Source organism: Actinomadura physcomitrii (assembly GCF_008923205.2).
Lineage (GTDB): Bacteria > Actinomycetota > Actinomycetes > Streptosporangiales > Streptosporangiaceae > Spirillospora > Spirillospora physcomitrii.
Genome location: NZ_WBMS02000007.1, coordinates 126,739 through 142,827, shown reverse-complemented (window position 1 = coordinate 142,827; position 16,089 = coordinate 126,739). Strand labels below are relative to the sequence as shown.

At 70.7% G+C, this 16,089-nt stretch carries 16 protein-coding genes; 8 read left to right on the top strand and 8 right to left on the bottom strand.

The window, feature by feature from the left end; genetic code table 11:
• Positions 1-56: 56 nt before the first annotated feature.
• Positions 57-917: an SDR family NAD(P)-dependent oxidoreductase gene (locus F8568_RS11270; protein ID WP_151593478.1), complete on the top strand. Its 861-nt coding sequence runs from the start codon at positions 57-59 to the stop codon at positions 915-917.
• Positions 918-1,021: 104 nt separating this feature from the next.
• Here the strand turns inward: F8568_RS11270 and F8568_RS11265 are convergent, their stop codons facing one another.
• The gene (locus F8568_RS11265) at positions 1,022-1,561 is read right to left on the bottom strand and encodes a PaaI family thioesterase (RefSeq protein ID WP_151593477.1); all 540 of its coding nucleotides are present in this window, start codon (positions 1,559-1,561) and stop codon (positions 1,022-1,024) included.
• Positions 1,562-1,711: 150 nt separating this feature from the next.
• Between F8568_RS11265 and F8568_RS11260 the strand changes: the two genes are divergently transcribed.
• A complete protein-coding gene (locus F8568_RS11260) occupies positions 1,712-2,347 on the top strand; it encodes an SRPBCC family protein (RefSeq protein ID WP_328600818.1) in 636 nt (211 codons plus the stop codon).
• Positions 2,348-2,430: 83 nt separating this feature from the next.
• On the opposite strand, the gene F8568_RS11255 is transcribed toward F8568_RS11260, so the two are convergent.
• Positions 2,431-3,333: an alpha/beta fold hydrolase gene (locus F8568_RS11255; RefSeq protein ID WP_151593475.1), complete on the bottom strand. Its 903-nt coding sequence runs from the start codon at positions 3,331-3,333 to the stop codon at positions 2,431-2,433.
• Between the two features lie 180 nt (positions 3,334-3,513).
• Here F8568_RS11255 and F8568_RS11250 point away from each other — a divergent pair, with 180 nt between their 5' ends.
• From F8568_RS11250 to F8568_RS11240, 3 genes are read left to right on the top strand one after another with little or no spacing between them, the layout of a single operon-like run.
• The gene (locus F8568_RS11250) at positions 3,514-4,383 is read left to right on the top strand and encodes an FAD binding domain-containing protein (protein WP_151593474.1); all 870 of its coding nucleotides are present in this window, start codon (positions 3,514-3,516) and stop codon (positions 4,381-4,383) included.
• Positions 4,376-4,885 (top strand): (2Fe-2S)-binding protein, encoded by a 510-nt coding sequence (locus F8568_RS11245; RefSeq protein ID WP_151593473.1) that lies wholly within the window; start codon positions 4,376-4,378, stop codon positions 4,883-4,885. Before F8568_RS11250 ends, F8568_RS11245 begins: the two co-directional genes overlap by 8 nt.
• Positions 4,882-7,329 carry a xanthine dehydrogenase family protein molybdopterin-binding subunit gene (locus F8568_RS11240; RefSeq protein WP_202124791.1) on the top strand — a complete coding sequence of 816 codons (2,448 nt, stop codon included), beginning with the start codon at positions 4,882-4,884 and terminating at the stop codon, positions 7,327-7,329. Before F8568_RS11245 ends, F8568_RS11240 begins: the two co-directional genes overlap by 4 nt.
• A gap of 27 nt (positions 7,330-7,356) precedes the next feature.
• On the opposite strand, the gene F8568_RS11235 is transcribed toward F8568_RS11240, so the two are convergent.
• From F8568_RS11235 to F8568_RS11215, 5 genes are all read right to left on the bottom strand, one after another.
• Positions 7,357-8,271: an NmrA family NAD(P)-binding protein gene (locus F8568_RS11235; RefSeq protein WP_160573582.1), complete on the bottom strand. Its 915-nt coding sequence runs from the start codon at positions 8,269-8,271 to the stop codon at positions 7,357-7,359.
• Positions 8,272-8,332: 61 nt separating this feature from the next.
• Positions 8,333-9,073 carry an enoyl-CoA hydratase gene (locus F8568_RS11230; RefSeq protein ID WP_151593471.1) on the bottom strand — a complete coding sequence of 247 codons (741 nt, stop codon included), beginning with the start codon at positions 9,071-9,073 and terminating at the stop codon, positions 8,333-8,335.
• Positions 9,073-9,852, bottom strand: coding sequence for an SDR family NAD(P)-dependent oxidoreductase (locus F8568_RS11225; protein WP_328600817.1), 780 nt, complete (start codon positions 9,850-9,852; stop codon positions 9,073-9,075). The genes F8568_RS11230 and F8568_RS11225 overlap by 1 nt, the downstream gene beginning before the upstream one ends.
• A gap of 123 nt (positions 9,853-9,975) precedes the next feature.
• On the bottom strand, positions 9,976-11,322 hold the full coding sequence (locus F8568_RS11220) for an acyl-CoA dehydrogenase family protein (protein ID WP_151593470.1): 1,347 nt from the start codon (positions 11,320-11,322) through the stop codon (positions 9,976-9,978).
• A 28-nt stretch (positions 11,323-11,350) separates the two neighbouring features.
• Complete coding sequence (locus F8568_RS11215) at positions 11,351-12,376, bottom strand: phosphotransferase family protein (protein WP_151593469.1); 1,026 nt, start codon at positions 12,374-12,376, stop codon at positions 11,351-11,353.
• 31 nt (positions 12,377-12,407) lie between these two features.
• On the opposite strand from F8568_RS11215, the gene F8568_RS11210 reads away from it, so the two are divergent.
• Genes F8568_RS11210 through F8568_RS11200 form a run of 3 tightly spaced genes read left to right on the top strand, consistent with a single transcriptional unit; the run spans position 12,408 to position 14,823 of the window.
• A complete protein-coding gene (locus F8568_RS11210; RefSeq protein ID WP_151593468.1) occupies positions 12,408-13,277 on the top strand; it encodes a FadR/GntR family transcriptional regulator in 870 nt (289 codons plus the stop codon).
• Entirely contained in the window at positions 13,277-14,053 is a 777-nt protein-coding gene (locus F8568_RS11205) for an SDR family NAD(P)-dependent oxidoreductase (protein WP_151593467.1), read from the top strand. Before F8568_RS11210 ends, F8568_RS11205 begins: the two co-directional genes overlap by 1 nt.
• 29 nt (positions 14,054-14,082) lie before the next feature.
• Positions 14,083-14,823 (top strand): SDR family NAD(P)-dependent oxidoreductase, encoded by a 741-nt coding sequence (locus tag F8568_RS11200; RefSeq protein WP_151593466.1) that lies wholly within the window; start codon positions 14,083-14,085, stop codon positions 14,821-14,823.
• Positions 14,824-14,884: 61 nt separating this feature from the next.
• Here the strand turns inward: F8568_RS11200 and F8568_RS11195 are convergent, their stop codons facing one another.
• Positions 14,885-15,964: an amidohydrolase family protein gene (locus F8568_RS11195; protein WP_151593465.1), complete on the bottom strand. Its 1,080-nt coding sequence runs from the start codon at positions 15,962-15,964 to the stop codon at positions 14,885-14,887.
• Positions 15,965-16,089 lie beyond the last annotated feature (125 nt).

The window sequence follows — 16,089 nt, the reverse complement described above, 5'->3', positions numbered from 1 at the left end:
TTGAGGCATATAGTTCAACTATCTAATTCCTTTTGAGTCGCGTGATCGAGGTCTTCATGAGGATGCTAGACAAGGTCGTCGTCATCACCGGCGCCGGATCGGGACTCGGCCGGGAGGCGGCCCTGCTGTTCGCGGCCGAGGGCGCCAGGGTCGTCGTCACCGACTTGAGCGCCAAGCGCAGCGAGAAGGTCGCCGGGGAGGTGACAGAGGCCGGCGGGCAGGCGGTCTGGCGCGGCGCGGACGTCCGCGTCGAGGGCGACATGCAGGCCGCGGTGAAGCTGGCCGTGGACACCTGGGGACGGCTGGACGTGATGTTCGCCAATGCGGGCATCGGGGAGATCGGCTTCGGGGCCGTCGCGTTCGAGGACCTGACGCTGGAGAACTGGAACGCCGTCCAGGCGACCAACCTCACCGGGGTGTTCCTGGCGGCCAAGGCCGCCGTGCCGGTGATGAAGGCGCAGGGGTCGGGGAACATCGTCGTCACGAGCTCGGCCTCCTCGTACGCCGCGTACCCGCACTTCATCAGCTACACGGCGTCCAAGCACGGCGTCAACGGCCTCGTGAAGGTCCTGTCCCTCGAACTGGGCCGGTACGGGATCCGCGTCAACGCGCTCTGCCCGACGCACGGGATGTCCGTGAACCTCGCGATGCCTCCGGACGCCGAGGTGCTCGGGAAGTCGTACGAGGAGATGGGTCCGTGGGACAAGGGCGCCGCCGCCATGCCGCTGCGCCTGGACCGGCCCCCGACGCTGCGCGACAACGCCAACGTCGCGCTCTTCCTGGCCTCGGATGACTCCGCCTACATGTCGGGCGTCTGCCTGCCGGCGACCGATGGCGGCACCCTGTCCCGCGTCGCGATCATCTTCCCGGAGGACGTGGGCGGGGACGGGCTCGGCGCACCGGTTCCCGCCAGCTGAGGTCGGGCGGGGATGATGGGCCGGTCCAGGGACTCTTGCTCCTGGACCGGCTCCCGACCGGGCGAAGCGGCGCCCTGGACCGCGCGGCGGGCTCACAGGCTCCGTCAGCCCGAGGACGTCGCCGAAGCGTCCTGCTCCGCCAGCCACCGCTCGTGGCGGTCGAAGTGGCCCGTGTCGCGGGTCACCCAGATCCCCGACGCGCGTGCCAGCACTGCCCTGCCGGGCAGGAGCGTCATCTCACCGGAGATGTACCAGCGGGAACCCTCCCGCTTCTCGACCCACGCCCTGACTCTGAGGGGACGGCCGACGGGGACCGGCTTGACGAAGCTGACCGACAGCTCAGCGGTCACCGAGAGGGTGGAGTTTAGCAGCGGCACATGCCCCAGGCACTCGTCGAGGACGGAGGCGGTCCAGCCCCCATGGGCGACGTTCGGTCCGCCCTCCTGCTCGTGGGGGCACGAGACGTCGAACCACGCGGTCCCGGCCTCGTCCAGCCGCTCGCGCTCGACGCCGAGCCTGCAGGCGCTCGCCGCGCGGCAGGCGCCGCACAACGCGACGCCGCCCGCCGTGCGGGGCGGGTCCTGGAAGTCGGACCCCGCCCACCGCCGGTTGGGGGTCCTGGCCCGATCGCCACTGGTGGACATGCGCACTCCCGCAATCATAGGTCAAATCAGTAATATTATTTTATCGTACGTCCCTTGGGTTCTGCGGCGCAGGGCCACCCCGTCGCGGGCGCCGGGTCGGCGGCATGAGGAGGAGAGCACATGGAGTTGGAGAACCGGTTCACGGTGCCCGTGGGCGTCGACGAGGCGTGGAAGGTGCTTCTCGACGTCGAGCGGATCGCGCCGTGCATGCCGGGCGCGACGCTCGAGTCGGCCGACGCCGACACTTTCACCGGGCGCGTGAAGGTGCGCCTCGGCCCCATCTCGGTGGTCTACCGGGGGAAGGCGTCGTTCACGGAGAAGGACGAGGACGCTCACCGCGTGGTCATCGCGGCCTCCGGGAGGGAGGCCAGGGGTAGCGGGACCGCGAAGGCGACCATCACCGCGACTCTCACGGCCCAGGGGCCCGAGACGCTGGTCCTCGTCCGGACCGATCTGGCGATCACCGGACGCCCGGCCCAGTTCGGTCGCGGCATCCTGGCCGATGTCAGCTCGGCCCTTCTCGGCCAGTTCGCGGACGCGCTCGCCGAGGAGGTGGCGGCACCGCCGGTGACGATGGCGCCGACCGAGGAGGTGAGCGACGCCGTCTCGCGCGCCGATCTTCCGAGCGCCGGTGAGGTGCCGACGACCCCGTCGGCGCGGCCCTCGGCCTCTGCCGACCTGGACCTGATCAGGACGGCGGCTTGGCCGGTCGCGAAACGGGCGCTTCCGTTGCTCGGCGCCGCCTTCGTCCTCCTGGCCTGGGTTGCTCGCCGTCGCGGCAGGTGAGGCGGGAGCCCGCCGCCGGGGCGAGGCCGGACGCGCCTGCGGAAGCCTTTCGGTGACGGCCTCCACAGGCTGATCCGGATCGGCTACCGGTCTTCCGTCGCGGCCTGGTCGAACAGCCGCATGCGCGACCTGACGCGGCGCTCCAAGAAGTCGCCGAGGACGCGGTCGAACACGGCGTTGTCGTCCCCGGCGACCATGTGGTGGGCGCCCTTGACGCTGGCGAACTCGGCGTGCGGCACGAGTTCGAGGAAGCGCTTGGAGTCGGCGACGCTGAGCACGTCGGACTCACCGCCGCGCACCAGCAGCGTAGGGACGCGCAAGGACATCGCCGCCGCGCCGAGCCGTGCCGGGTCGATGAGCTTGTCGCGCTGGACTGCCTGGTCGCGCGGGGAGCGGAGAAAGGCGGGGTCCCAGTGCCAGAAGAACCGGCCGTCCACCTCACGGAGGTTCTTGCGCAGCCCTTCGACGCTCTTGGGACGCGGCCGGTGCGGGAGGTAGGCGGCGACGGCGTCCGCGGCCTCCTCCAGCGATGCGAACCCCTCGGCGCCGCTGCTCATGAACTCGCTGATCCGGCCGGTCCCCTTGGGCTGGAGGAACGGCGAGACGTCGACGAGCACCAGGCCGAGCGCGAGCTCCGGCCGATGCCCGAGCGCCGCCAGCGACGCGTTGCCGCCGAGGGAGGCGCCGACGAGGACGGGAGCGCGGCCGAGGAATTCCACGATCCGGACCACGTCGCCGGCGAAGGTGTCCAGGCCGTAGCGCCCGTCCGGAGACCAGCCGCTCTCTCCGTGGCCGCGCAGGTCGACGGCCAGCGCGTACCATCCGGCGTCGCCGAGGTCGCGCGCGGTCGCCCGCCAGGAGTGGCGGGTCTGGCCGCCGCCGTGCAGCAGGACGACGGGCGGATGGGCCTCGTCGCCGTACGCGTCGGCCGCCAGCACGACCTCGCCGTCGCAAGGAACCTTGAGTGCCGCCTGCGCTGTGCTCACCGGGCCTCCTTCGCCTCGGCGTGGTCCATGCGACCACGCCTGACCGGGTAGAGCACCGTTCCCGGAAGCCGCCGAAGCAAGCGCCGTTTCCGGTCGGAGCTCTTTAAAAATAGTTAGATTAGTGTATTTTATCCTCAACGATCCCAGCGGCCGGTGCCGCGTGCGAAGGAGTCCACTCCGATGAAACCCGCTCCCTTCGGCTATCACGCACCGGCCGACGTGGCCGAGGCCACCGCTCTGCTCTCCGAACTCGGCGACGATGCCAAGGTGCTGGCGGGCGGCCAGAGCCTGGTCCCCATGATGGCCCTCCGGCTCGCCCGGCCGGAGCAGGTGGTCGACGTCAACCGGGTCGCCGGGCTCGGCGGGGTGCGCCGCGAGAACGGGACGCTGGTCGTGGGTGCTACGACGCGACACGTCGCCCTGGAGCGAGATCCGGTGGTGGCGGCGGCGGTGCCGTTGCTCGCGCGAGCGGCCCCGTACATCGGGCACTTCCAGATTCGCAACCGGGGCACCCTGGGCGGGTCGCTCGCGCACGCGGACGCCGCGGCCGAACTGCCGGCGGTGGCTCGCGCTCTCGATGCCGAGTTCGAGCTGGCCGGGCCCGACGGCACGCGTCGCGTGGCGGCCGCCGCCTTCTTCCGGACTCTCTTCACCACGGCATTGGAACCGGACGAACTGCTCGTCGCGGTCAGATTCCCGATATGGAGGCCGCGCAGCGGGTTCGCGGTGGCCGAGGTCGCACGCCGCCATGGTGACTTCGCCTTGGCCGGGGCCGTGTGCGGCGTCCAGGTCGACGCCGGACGGATCAGCCGGGTCGCCATCGGCCTGATCGGGATGGGAAGCGTGCCGCTGCGGGCCGAGGCTGTCGAACGCTCGCTCACGGGCTCGGAGGCGGCCGCGCTCGATCTCGACGACGTGGGCGCCCAGGCGGTGGCCGGCACCGACCCGCCCTCGGACGTGCACGCGGGGACGCACTACCGCGCGAAGGTCGGCGCGGCGCTCGTCGCACGTGCTCTCTCGACGGCTCTGAAGGAGGCGGACCATGGCTGAGATCACCGCGACGCAGGACGCCGGCACCGAGATGGAGGTGGCCCTGACGGTGAACGGCGAGGCTCGGAGAGTCCGGGTCGAGCCGCGGAAGACGCTCGCCGACACGCTGCGCGAGGATCTCGGGCTCACCGGGACCCATCTGGGCTGCGAGCACGGCGTCTGCGGCGCCTGCACCGTCCTGCTGGACGGTGCGGCCGTGCGGGCATGCCTGGTCTTCGCCGTCCAGGCCGAGGGAGCCGAGGTCACGACCATCGAGGGGCTCGCGGCGGACGCCGACTCGCTGACAGCGGTTCAGCGGGCCTTCCGCGAACATCATGGGCTGCAGTGCGGCTTCTGCACGCCAGGGTTCGTCCTCTCGGTGACGGCCTTCCTCCGCGACAATCCGGCTCCCGGTGAAGAGGAGATCAGGGACGGACTGTCCGGGAACCTGTGCCGGTGCACCGGCTACCAGGGGATCATCCGCGCCGTGAAGGCGGCGGCCGAGGAGATGGGACGTCGGTGAGCACGGACTCGTTGGGCACGGAACCGGCGCGTACGGCGCGAGAGAACCCGGTCGTCGGCGCGAACGGCGACCAGGCGGGGCCGTTCGGCGGCGCCACGGCCGCACGCTGGGTGGGGCGGCGGATGCCGCGCCGTGAGGACGCCCGCCTGATCACCGGGCGAGGACGGTACGTGGACGATCTGAATCCACCGGGCACCGTGCACGTCGCCTTCGTACGCAGCACCGTCGCCCGCGGCAGGATCGTCGGACTCGACGTGGACGCGGCACGGGAGATGCCCGGTGTGGTCGCGGTCCTGACCGCCGCCGAGGTGAACTCGCCCTCCCACCAGTTCTGGCAGACGATGACCGGACCGCAGTCGGTCGGCACGCCCGGCCGGGTTCTGGCCGACACCGACGTCCGGTACGTGGGCGAGCCCATCGCGCTGGTCGTCGCCGAATCGCGCTACCTGGCCGAGGACGCCGCCGAACTCGTCGACGTGGACATCGACGTGGAGGACCCCGTCGTCGGGTTCGCGGCGGCCCTGGCCGAGGGCGCCCCGCGCGTGCATCCCGAGTTGGCGGACAACATCGCCGAAGAGGTCCCGACCGCCGACATCCCGGGCTTCGAGGAGCGCTTCGATACGGCGCCCCACGTGTTCACCGAGACCTTCGACCAGCACCGGTACCTGTGCGTCCCCATGGAGACCCGCGGCGTGGTCGCGCGATGGGATCCCTGGACGCGGCGGCTCGAACTGACCCTCTCCGGGCAGGGCGTGCACGAACCGCGCCTGTTCTACTCGCGCATGCTGGGCATTCCCGAAGACGCCATCCACGTCACGATGGGTGATGTCGGCGGCTCGTTCGGGCAGAAGATGTTCCCGATGCGCGAGGAGCACGCCGTCGTCATCGCGTCGCGGCTGATCGGCGGCCGCCCTCTCAAGTGGATCGAGGACCGGGCCGAGAACCTTATCGGCGGCGGGCACGCGCGCGAGGAGCGGATCGAGATCATGGTCGCCACCGACGACCGGGGCGTGCTGCTCGCGGGCAGGGCCGACCACCTGGAGGACGTGGGCGCCTATCCGTACCCCGGCAACGGGTCGGCGGCCGGGAGTGCCGCCGGGATGTTCCCCGGTCCGTACCGCTGGGCCGGCCCCGGATCGGTGAAGTACACCGGGCGTGCGGTGTACACGAACACCTGCGGACGCTGTGCGTACCGCGGCCCGTGGATGATGGAGACCACCGGCCGCGAACAGATGATGGACGTGGTGGCACGGAAGCTGGGGATCGATCCGCTGGAAATGCGGCGGCGCAACGTCATCTCGCGCGAGGAACTGCCTTTCACCTCGCCGAGCACCCTCGTCTACGAGACGATCAGCCCGGCCGAGACGCTGGAACAGGCGGCCGAACTCATCGGCTACGGGCGGTTCCGCCGCGAGCAGGAGGAGGCAAGGGCTCAAGGCCGGCTGCTGGGCGTCGGGCTGTCCCTGTACGTCGAGCCGCAGTTCGGTTTCGGCAACCTGAGCACCGAGGCGGCGACGATACGCGTCGAGCCCAGCGGCAAGGTCAACGTCTCCATGGGGACCGGAAGCCACGGGCAGAGTGTCGAGACGACGATGGCGCAGGTCGTCGCCGACGAACTGGGCGTGCCGATCGACGACGTGCGGATCGTCCAGGGCGACTCCGCCGCGACGCCGTACGGGCCGGGCACGGGCGGCAGCCGGACCGGCGCGGTAGCCGGGGGCGCGGCCCACGCCGCCGCGGCGCTGATGCGCGAACGCGTCCTCGGTATCGCAGCCCACATGCTGGAGGCGAGCCCGTCCGACGTCGAGATGGTGGACGCCGTGGTCGGCGTGCGCGGCGTCCCGGGAGGACCGACCGTGACGCTCGCGGAGATCGCCGGCCTCGCGTACTTCGACACCGACGCGCTGCCGCCCGGCAGCGAGCCCGGCCTTGAGGTCTCCAGGCGGTACAAGGCCCCGCTGTTCATGTTCTCTAACGCCTGCCACGCCGTCACCATCGAAATCGACCGCGAGACCGGCAAGGTGGACATCCTCCGCTACGTGGTCTCCGAGGACTGCGGGAACATGATCAACCCGATGGTCGTGGAAGGGCAGATCGCCGGCGGCGTGGTGCAGGGCATCGGCGGCGTGTTCTACGAGCACATGATCTACGACTCCGACGGCAACCCCACGACGACGACGTTCATGGACTATCTCGTCCCGACCGCCGCGGAGGTGCCCGACCTGGAGTACGGGCACGTCGTCACGCCGTCCACGACGCCCGGCGGCCACAAAGGCCTCGGCGAGGGAGGCGCCATCGCCTCGCCCGCCGCGCTGGTCAACGCCGTCCGCGACGCGCTCGCACCGCTCGGCGCGACGGTGAACGGGCAGTCGCTCTCACCCGATCGGATCCTGGAGATCATTGAGGCCGCCGAATCTGCCACGGCGGACGAGACACCCTCGTAGTGCAGGGCCGCGAGGTGCGACCCGTTGTCATACGCGCGGGCTGTTGACGTTCCGTGCGGCTCGCAGTTCATCTCGGTGCTGGACGGCCCAGTGCCTGAAGCCGGTGAGGTCCAAGCCGTATGCCGCGGCGTGGTGCGGACGTGCCGGGTAGCCGACGCCGTCGAACCATGCCTGCGTCGCCGACCACGACCGGCGGCCCATGCGGGCGTCCACCTCCGGGCGGGGCAGGCAGCGCGGCGACACGGGTGCGCCGGTGACCTCCGCGATGGTCGCCGCGATCTCGGGGAAGGTACGCGTGTCGCCGCCGAGTTCGATCTCGGCGCCTTCGAAGCGCCGCCGATCTGTGACGGCGGCCGTGACGGCGCACCCGAGATCGCCGGCGGCGACGAGGGCGACCTCGGTGTTCTCGTCCGTGGCGACGACGAGCTCGCCGCCGGCGAGGTGGGGGAACATGTGCCCGGTTTTCGGAGGCAGGAAGTTCTCCATGAAGAAGGCCGGTTTGAAGATGGTGTAGGCGTTGAAGCCCGCGGAGCGGACCAGCGCCTCCACGTCCTCCTTGCTGTCCCAGTAGTTGCGCATTTCACCGGCGTCGACGGCGGGATGGTGTGCACGCCACCCCGTTCCGGACACGGAGGTATGGACCAGGTGGACGACACCCGCCGCGCGGGCAGCGTCGATCAGGGCGCGTGCCTGCCGCCTCTCGGAATCCGGGTCGGCGAACGGGGCGGGCTGCACCGAGAACACCGATGTGCAGCCGGCGCACGCCTCCTCGAGTGAGGCGGGAGCATCGAAATCCCCGACCGCCAAAGAGATGTCTCCCGCTCGGAGTGCGCGTGCCGCGGCGCTCGCTGGATCGCGTACCAGCGCGACGACCCTGATCCCCGCGTGTCGCAGTGATCGGGCCACCGCACCGCCCTGCATGCCGGTCGCGCCGGTGACCATGACGGTGAGGTCCGCGTCGCGGCCTGACGGGTCCTTCTCCATTCAGCTCCCCTTCAGCGGCTCAGACGGACCATTTCGAGGGCTGGGTGCTGCGCCAGCGTTCGAGCTCGTCCTCTTCGGCGGCCAGCGCGTCGTCCAGGGAGAGGTCGCCGTTCTCGTCGTAGAGCCTGTTGACGACGGCGACGAGTTCCGGCTTTGCCGCGGCGATGGCTCCGGCCAGCTCGTGAGCTCGCGCGAGGAGCGCGTCGTTCTCGACGACCTCGGCGAGCAGGCCCGCCCGGAGCGCCGCCCCGGCGTCGAGGCGGAGCCCGGCCAGGCTCATGGCCTTCGCCGTCCGGACACCGACGGCCCGTTCGAGCCTCGCGGTCATCCCGCCGCCGGGGAAGGCGCCGATGCGGACATGGGTGTCGGCGAACATCGCCCTCGGTCCGCCGATCAGGAAGTCGCAGCCGAGGGCCAGTTCGAGACCGCCCGCCACCGCCGGTCCGTTGACGGCCCCGACGACGGGCTTGGCGAGCCGGCCGAACCGGCGGAGCAGGTCTCCGACGGACCGGCGGTCCGCTCCGGCCGCGGCGAAGACCTTCAGGTCGAGCCCGGCGCAGAAGGCCGGCCCTCGCCCGGTGATCACGGCGGCGCGGATGCCGTCGTCCTTCTCGAACCGGGTGAGCGCGGCGTCGAGGGCGGTGACGAGCTCGGGGGACAGGGCGTTGCGGGCCTCGGGCCTGTTGAGGGTCAGCGTCATCACGCCGCCCGCCGCCTCGGTGAGCAGGACGGTGCCGTCGTCTCGGGTCGTCGCGGGCATCAGAAGATCCCGTATCCGCCGTCGATGCGCAGGCAGTCCCCGGTATGGAAGGACGAGGCCGGGCTGGCGAGGTAGATGGCGACGCCCGCCCAGTCGTCCGGTGTGCCCCAGCGTCGCAGGGGTATTCGCGCCATCACCTTTTCGCCGACCGCCGGGTTCTCGAGCCAGCCGTCGAAGACGGGCGAACGCGTCCATCCGGGGAGCACGGCATTGGCCCGGATGCCGTACCGGCCGAACTCCACGGCGAGGGAGCGGGACAGCGACAGCAGGGCTCCCTTGGCCGCGGAATAAGCCTCTTCGCGGGGTGCTCCGAAGAGGGCCGCGATGCTCGAGGTGACGACGATGCTGCCGCCGTTGCCCAGATCGACCATGTGCCGTGCCGCCTCACGGGTGGTGAGGTAGGCGCCCTCCAGGTCGACGCGCATGAGATGCCGCCACTGCTGAAGCGTCGAGTCGAGGAAGCGGGGGTTGGTCATGGCGTTGGCGAGGGCCGCGTTGGCGAAGCAGGCGTCCAGGCGCCCGTACTCTTCGATCAGGCGGCCGAAGCCCGAGACGACGGCGTCCTCGTCGCCGATGTCGATCGTGTCGGCGGTGGCCCGGTGGCCATGTGCGGTGAGGCGTTCGACCGCGGCCCTGTTCTTGTCGCGGTCACGGCCCCAGACGCACACGTCGGCGCCGGCGCGGGCCAGCCCCTCCGCCATGCCGAGGCCGATGCCGGAGTTGCCTCCCGTGACGAGGGCCACACGGCCGCTCAGGTCGAGAGGATGCGGGGTCGGCACGTCCGGGTCCCTCCTGTGCGGCGGTGGGTTCTGCGGGCGCCGACCCGTCCCCCGCACCACGGGGGCCGGGTCGGCGACAGCGAGGGCCACAGCGACCTTAAAGAGCTATATAGAAGTAACAGTTTAACTATTTTGCGTCAACGTCGGGCCGGTGCCGGCGCCATCCGCCCGCGCCTCCCATGCCGCCTGCTCGGCGAGGGCCGCGGCGTAGCGCCGCCGGGCGGCCTCGCGGCGCCCCGGGAGCCACTCGGTCGGCCAGGGGCCGGGGGCGGGGGAGAAGTCGCGCAGCACCTGCCGGGCGACGGTCGTCGTGTGGGCTTCGGTCGGTCCGTCCCAGATGCCGAACATCGGGACCTGCATCCACATCCGCGCCAGCGGCATCTCGTCCGACACGCCGAGCGCGCCGTGCACGTGGACCGCGCGCTCGACCACGTCGTGCACCAGCTTCGCGCCGAGGTTCTTGATCGCTGCGATCTCCTTGCGGACGCTCGCGGTGCCGCCCTGGTCGATCAGCCACGCGGTGTGCAGGACGAACAGGCGGTACTGGCTGATTTGAGCCCACGAGTCGGCGATCGCCTGCTGCACCAGCTGCTTGTCGGCTACGAGCGAGCCGTGCGCCCGCCGGCTCAGCGCGCGCTCGCACATCATCTCGAACGCCCGCGTGGCGACGCCGACGGCTCGCATCGAATGGTGGACTCGGCCTCCGCCGAGCCGCGTCTGGGCCACGACGAACGCCTGTCCCTCCCCGCCCAGCATGGCCTCGGGCCCGACGCGGACGTCGCGGTAGCGCAGGTGCGGGTGCGTCATCCCGCCCGGTTCCTCGCCATAGGTCATGGTGGGGCGCACGACCTCGATGCCGGGCGTGTCCGCCGGCACCAGGAACATCGACATGCCGCGGATCGGGTCGGCGTCCGGGTCGGTGACCGCCATGACGATGACGAACGCGGCCTGCTCGACGTTGGAGGAGAAGAACTTCTCGCCGTTGATCACCCAGCCGTCGCCGTCGCGGACCGCCCGGGTGGTGAAGAGCCGGGGGTCGGCGCCTGCCTGCGGTTCGGTCATCGAGAAGCAGGAGAAGACCTCTCCCTCCAGGAGCGGACGGAGGTAGCGCGCCTTCTGCTCCTCCGTCCCGTAGTGGGCGAGGATCTCCGCGTTGCCGGTGTCCGGCCCCTGGACGCCGAAGATCGTCGGCGCCCACTCGTTGCGACCGATGATCTCGTTCATGAGCGCGAGCTTCACCTGCCCGTAGCCGTGACCGCCCAGCTCCGGCGGGAGGTGGCAGGCCCACAGCCCCCGGTCGCGGACGCGCTGCTTGAGGGGGTCGATCACCTTGCGCAGCCACGGCGGCGGCGGGGTGTGGTCCATGCCCGGCCAGAGCAGGCACAGCGGCTCGGTCTCGGTCTCGACGAACTCCCGCATCCAGTCCAGCTCCTGCTGGAACTCCGGATCCGTGGAGAAATCCCAGGCCATGGTGTCCTTTCCGGGGGCGTGGTGGTGATCAGACGAGCGCGGTGCGGGCGCGGGCGATCATGTCCGGTACCTGCTCTGCGGCGCGGGCGCCGAAGCCCGACGTCTCGCCGCGCCGTCGCGCGTTCTTGGCGATGAGGGCGGACGCGGCGGCCAGCTTGAACAGCGCCAGGGCCTCGAACCACTCGAGGTTTTCCGTCGAGGGGCCTCCGGCGTCGGCGTAGACGGCACGCAGTTCGTCCGGGCCCGGCATTCCCGGTGCTCGCCGCTGCGCGGAGGGATGCGCGTCGGGGTCGGCGGTCAGCAGGAACCAGGCCAGGTCGAGCCGGGGGTCGCCGATCGACCAGATCTCCCAGTCGATGACCGCGCGCAGGCGACTGCCTTCGCACAGGGTGTTGCCCAGGCGGTAGTCGCCGTGCAGGAGCACCGGATCGCATGCCCTGGGCACGGTCGCGCCGAGCTGCTCGGCCACGGCGTCGGCGCCGGGGCGCAGGTCGTCGGGCACCGTGCCGAAGGCGCGCACCCATCGGTCGATCTCGGCGGGAAGGGTGCCGGCGGGTTCGCCGTCCAGGCCCGTCCGTGCGAGATCGGTGCGGTGCAGGGCCGCCAGGGTCTCGGCGGCGTGCCGCGCCCGGCCGGTGACGTCTGCCGGGGCAGGCAGGGTGATGTCCGGGTCGATGTTGGGATCGAGTGACTCACCGGCGACGAACGACATCCCGAACAGGGGCGGGACGTCCGGCGGGGTGCCGGCGTCCTCGAAGAGGACTTCCGGCACGAGGACGTCCTGCTCTTTCGCGAGCGAACGCAGGACTTTGGCCTGCCTGAGCACGTCACGGTTGCGCACAGGGGGGACGCCCGGCGGAGCGACCTTCAGCACGAGCGGTTCCGAGGCGGGCCCGTCCGCCCATCGCGCCCTGAAGGTGAGGCTGGAGGCGCCGCCTTGAAGCGGGACGAGGTCGCGTACGGGGCGTCCCGCGGCGGCAGAGGCGCGTTCGGCCAGCTCCGCGGGCTGTACGACCGGGTGATCGGGGCCGGGCGTGCCGGCTTGTCCGGGCATGGGACTCCAAACCTTGCGCCGTGTTCCTTGAATGAGTTATCTATATAACATGATTTTACTTTATCGTCCATATCCTGGTCGGAGTGCCGCCCGGAGACCCCCGGACGGAAGGGAGGCGTGGATGAGGCAGCCCGAAGGACCGCAATACCTGCGCAGGGATCTGGTCCCGAGCCGCTCGGAGAGACGGTCGCTCGCCTCTCGGACGGCACGCAGGATCGAAGAGATGATCATCGAGTCGGGCTGGGCGGTGGGGACCGTCCTCGGCTCGGAGGCCGAGCTGACCGTCCGGCTCGGCGTGGGGCGGTCGGTCCTGCGCGAGGCGGTCAGACTGCTGGAGGCGGAGGGGGTCGCGCGGCGCCGACCGGGCCCGGGCGGCGGGCTGGTGGTCACGGCTCCGGACGCCGAGGCCGTCCTCGGCGCCGCCCGGCTCTTCCTGGACTACCGGGGCGTCCGCTCCGAGGACCTGTTCGACGTGTGGCTGACGGTCGAGGTCGCGGCCGTGAGCCGGCTGGCCGCGACGATCGACCCCGAGAGCGCGGCCCGGTTGCGCGCGGTGCTCGCCGACGGGCTCCTCGCGCGGGGCGGCGAACCCGCCGAACTGCCGAACGTCCATGTCGAGATCGCACGGCTCTCCGGGAACCCCGCGGCCGAACTGTTCCTCCGGGTAATCATCGACCTGTGCCTCGAGCACGGGATCCGGGAGATCGACCACCGGGACCGCACCTGGCTGGACGAACGCCACACGGAGATCGTCGAAGCCGTGGTGAGCGGCGACGGCGCCCTCGCCCAGCAGGCCGTCCGTCGTTACATCGCGCGCCTGTCGTCGTGGGGCGCCCTGCCCGGCCGCGCCCGTCCGGGCCGGCCCTGTTCGCGGACCGAGTCCGCACCGGAGGTTTCTTGATGACGAACCCGTACGACCGTACCGACCTGTTCGACCTGAAGGGCAAGATCGCGCTTGTCACCGGCGGAAGCCGAGGACTCGGGCGCGAGATGGTCCTCGCCTTCGCCGCCGCCGGCGCCGACGTCGTGATCGCCAGCCGCAAGCTCCCCGCGTGCGAGGCGGTCGCCGCCGAAGTCCGCGACCGGACCGGCCGCCAAGCCCTGCCGATCGCCTGCCACGTCGGCGAATGGAGCCAGATCGACCGCATGGTCGACGAGGTGTACGACCGCTTCGGACGCGTCGACGTCCTGGTCAACAACGCCGGGATGTCACCGCTCTACGACAACGTCCTGAACGTCAGCGAAGATCTCTACGACAAGGTCTTCGCCGTCAACCTCAAGGGTCCTTTCCGCCTGATGGCCCAGGTGGGCACGCGGATGGCGGCGGCCGACGGCGGTTCCATCCTCAACATCAGCAGCATCGGCGCGATCCGTACGGGCGCGGACGTCATCCCCTACGCGGCGGCCAAGGCCGGGCTGAACAGCATGACCGCCTCGTTCGCGCACGCCTTCGGCCCCAGAGTACGGGTCAACGGGATCATGCCGGGCGGGTTCTTCACAGACGTGGCCGCGCACTGGGATCGGGAGGCGTTCGACAAGCACGCCGCCGAGAACTTCGCCCTCGGGCGCGGCGGAGAGCCGTCCGAGATCGTCGGCGCGGCGCTGTACTTCGCCTCCGCCGCCTCCAGCTACACCACCGGCTCGATGCTCGTCATCGATGGCGGCGTCCCGGCCTGACGAGCCCGGATCGACGAAAGGAGAACGACATGGGTCTTCTGCAGGACAAGGTCGCGGTCGTGACGGGCGCGGGCTCGGGAATCGGGCGCGCCATCACGCTCAGGTTCGCCGCCGAGGGCGCCACGGTCGTGGCCGCGGACGTGTCGGGGAAGGAGCGGGACGTCGCGAAGGAGGCCGCAGGCCAGGTGGAACCCTTCACGTGCGATGTGAGCGATGAGCGATCGATCCTGTCGCTGATGGAGCACTGCCGTGCACGGTACGGACGCCTGGAGGTGCTCGCCAACAACGCCGGGATCGCCGGCGGCCGTGCCCGCATCCACGAGATGGACATGGCGGAGTTCGATCGTGTGATGGCGGTGAACGTGCGCGGGTCCTATCTCGTCCTCAAGCACGCGCTGCCCCTGCTGCTCGAGGCGCCGTCGGGAGCGTCGGTGGTCAACACCGCCTCCATCGGCGGCTTCAGGGCGACCCCCGGTTCCTCCGCCTACATCACTTCGAAGGGGGCGCAGGTGATGATGACCAAGGTCGCGGCGCTGGAGTACGTCAAGGACGGCATCCGCGTCAACGCGGTCTGCCCCGGCACGACGCAGACCGCGATCCTGGACGGCAGCACGCCGGAGATGCTGGAGATGCTGTCGGCGAGAATCCCGATGGGCCGCCTCGGCGGCCCGGACGAGGTGGCGAACCTGGCCCTCTTCCTCGCCTCCGACCAGGCCTCCTACATCACGGGCCAGTGCTATGTGATCGACGGAGGAAGGAGCGCGGGCTGAGAAACGGGACGCGCCGGGCGGTCGGCGAAGACCGCCCGGCGCGCCCGGGAGCGGTGTCCGGTCAGACGGCCGCCTGCTGGGGAGTCTGGTCGGGGACCGTGAACAGCTCTTTGAACGCGCCCCGGGTGACGCGCTCGCGGACCTCGTCCGGCACCCCGTCGAACAGGCCGCGCAGGGTCTCCTGCGTGTGCCCGTAGGTGCCCTCCAGGTGCGGGTAGTCGTCGCCCCACATGACGTTCTGGTAGTCGGTGTACCTCACGGTGTCCACGGCGCTGACGTCGTGCTGGAACGACGCGTACACCTGCTGCTTGATGATCTCGCTGGGCAGGCGGCTCAGCTTCGGGCGCACGAAGATCCCGTGCTGGCGGTACGCCTCGTCCATCCGGTCCGCGATCGCCGGGAGCCATGAGGCGCCGCCCTCGGCGATGAAGATCTTCAGGTCGGGGTGGCGATCCAGGGCGCCGCCCGCGACCATGTGCGACACCACCCGCATGCCGGGGTAGGTCGTCTCCATGAAGTTGACGACCGCGCCGCCGGGGCCGCGGTAGACGACCGTGTCGCCGCCGGTCCCGATGTGGAAGGCCAGTGCCATGCCGGCGCGCTCGGCGACCGTCCACAGCGGCTCCCACCGGTCCAGGCCGTACTCCTCGCCGGCCGCGGTCTGGGTGGGCAGGAACACCGCCTGGAAGCCCAACTCCGCGGCGCGCTCGAGCTCGGTGACGGCGTCGTCCATGTTCGCCATCGAGACGCAGGCCGGAGTGAAGATCCTGTCGGTGCGCTGCATGATCTCCGCGTGCGCCCAGTCGTTCCAGGAGCGGACGACCTCGCGGGCGAGCTCCTGGTCCCGGATGAGCACGTGCCAGAAGCCCATCGAGGGGAAGGCCACCTGGCCCCAGACGCCCTCCTGGTCGAGGTCCTTGAGCCGGACGTCGAGGTCGCGGGCGCCCGGCGGGCGGATCGCGTCCATCATGTCGTTCAGCTGTCGGCTGACCTGGTCGCCGTCGATGTAGAGCACCTCGAACCGGTCGCCGCGCTCGCTGCGCGGCGCGCGCTCCGCCAGCCGCTTGGGCAGCGCCTGGAGCCACAGGTCGTCGGGTTCCAGCACATGCGAGTCGGCCGAGTTGGCCCAGATCTTGGTCATCAGACCTCCTGAACATCCCCGAGAAGATGAAACTATTCTATATATCTAGCTATATCCCGCAAGGTGAGGCCCGGTGCTCCAGGCCTGTCCTCGCCTTGTTAAAGTAGTAGAATTATGTAACTGTA

Coding starts and splice junctions, on each gene's coding strand:
- F8568_RS11200 (WP_151593466.1), top strand. CDS start 14,083: ATGGGTCTTCTGCAGGACAAGGTCGCGGTCGTGACGGGCGCGGGCTCG.
- F8568_RS11245 (WP_151593473.1), top strand. CDS start 4,376: ATGGCTGAGATCACCGCGACGCAGGACGCCGGCACCGAGATGGAGGTG.
- F8568_RS11235 (WP_160573582.1), bottom strand. CDS start 8,271: ATGGTCACCGGCGCGACCGGCATGCAGGGCGGTGCGGTGGCCCGATCA.
- F8568_RS11210 (WP_151593468.1), top strand. CDS start 12,408: ATGAGTTATCTATATAACATGATTTTACTTTATCGTCCATATCCTGGT.
- F8568_RS11205 (WP_151593467.1), top strand. CDS start 13,277: ATGACGAACCCGTACGACCGTACCGACCTGTTCGACCTGAAGGGCAAG.
- F8568_RS11265 (WP_151593477.1), bottom strand. CDS start 1,561: ATGTCCACCAGTGGCGATCGGGCCAGGACCCCCAACCGGCGGTGGGCG.
- F8568_RS11230 (WP_151593471.1), bottom strand. CDS start 9,073: ATGCCCGCGACGACCCGAGACGACGGCACCGTCCTGCTCACCGAGGCG.
- F8568_RS11215 (WP_151593469.1), bottom strand. CDS start 12,376: ATGCCCGGACAAGCCGGCACGCCCGGCCCCGATCACCCGGTCGTACAG.
- F8568_RS11220 (WP_151593470.1), bottom strand. CDS start 11,322: ATGGCCTGGGATTTCTCCACGGATCCGGAGTTCCAGCAGGAGCTGGAC.
- F8568_RS11250 (WP_151593474.1), top strand. CDS start 3,514: ATGAAACCCGCTCCCTTCGGCTATCACGCACCGGCCGACGTGGCCGAG.
- F8568_RS11195 (WP_151593465.1), bottom strand. CDS start 15,964: ATGACCAAGATCTGGGCCAACTCGGCCGACTCGCATGTGCTGGAACCC.
- F8568_RS11270 (WP_151593478.1), top strand. CDS start 57: ATGAGGATGCTAGACAAGGTCGTCGTCATCACCGGCGCCGGATCGGGA.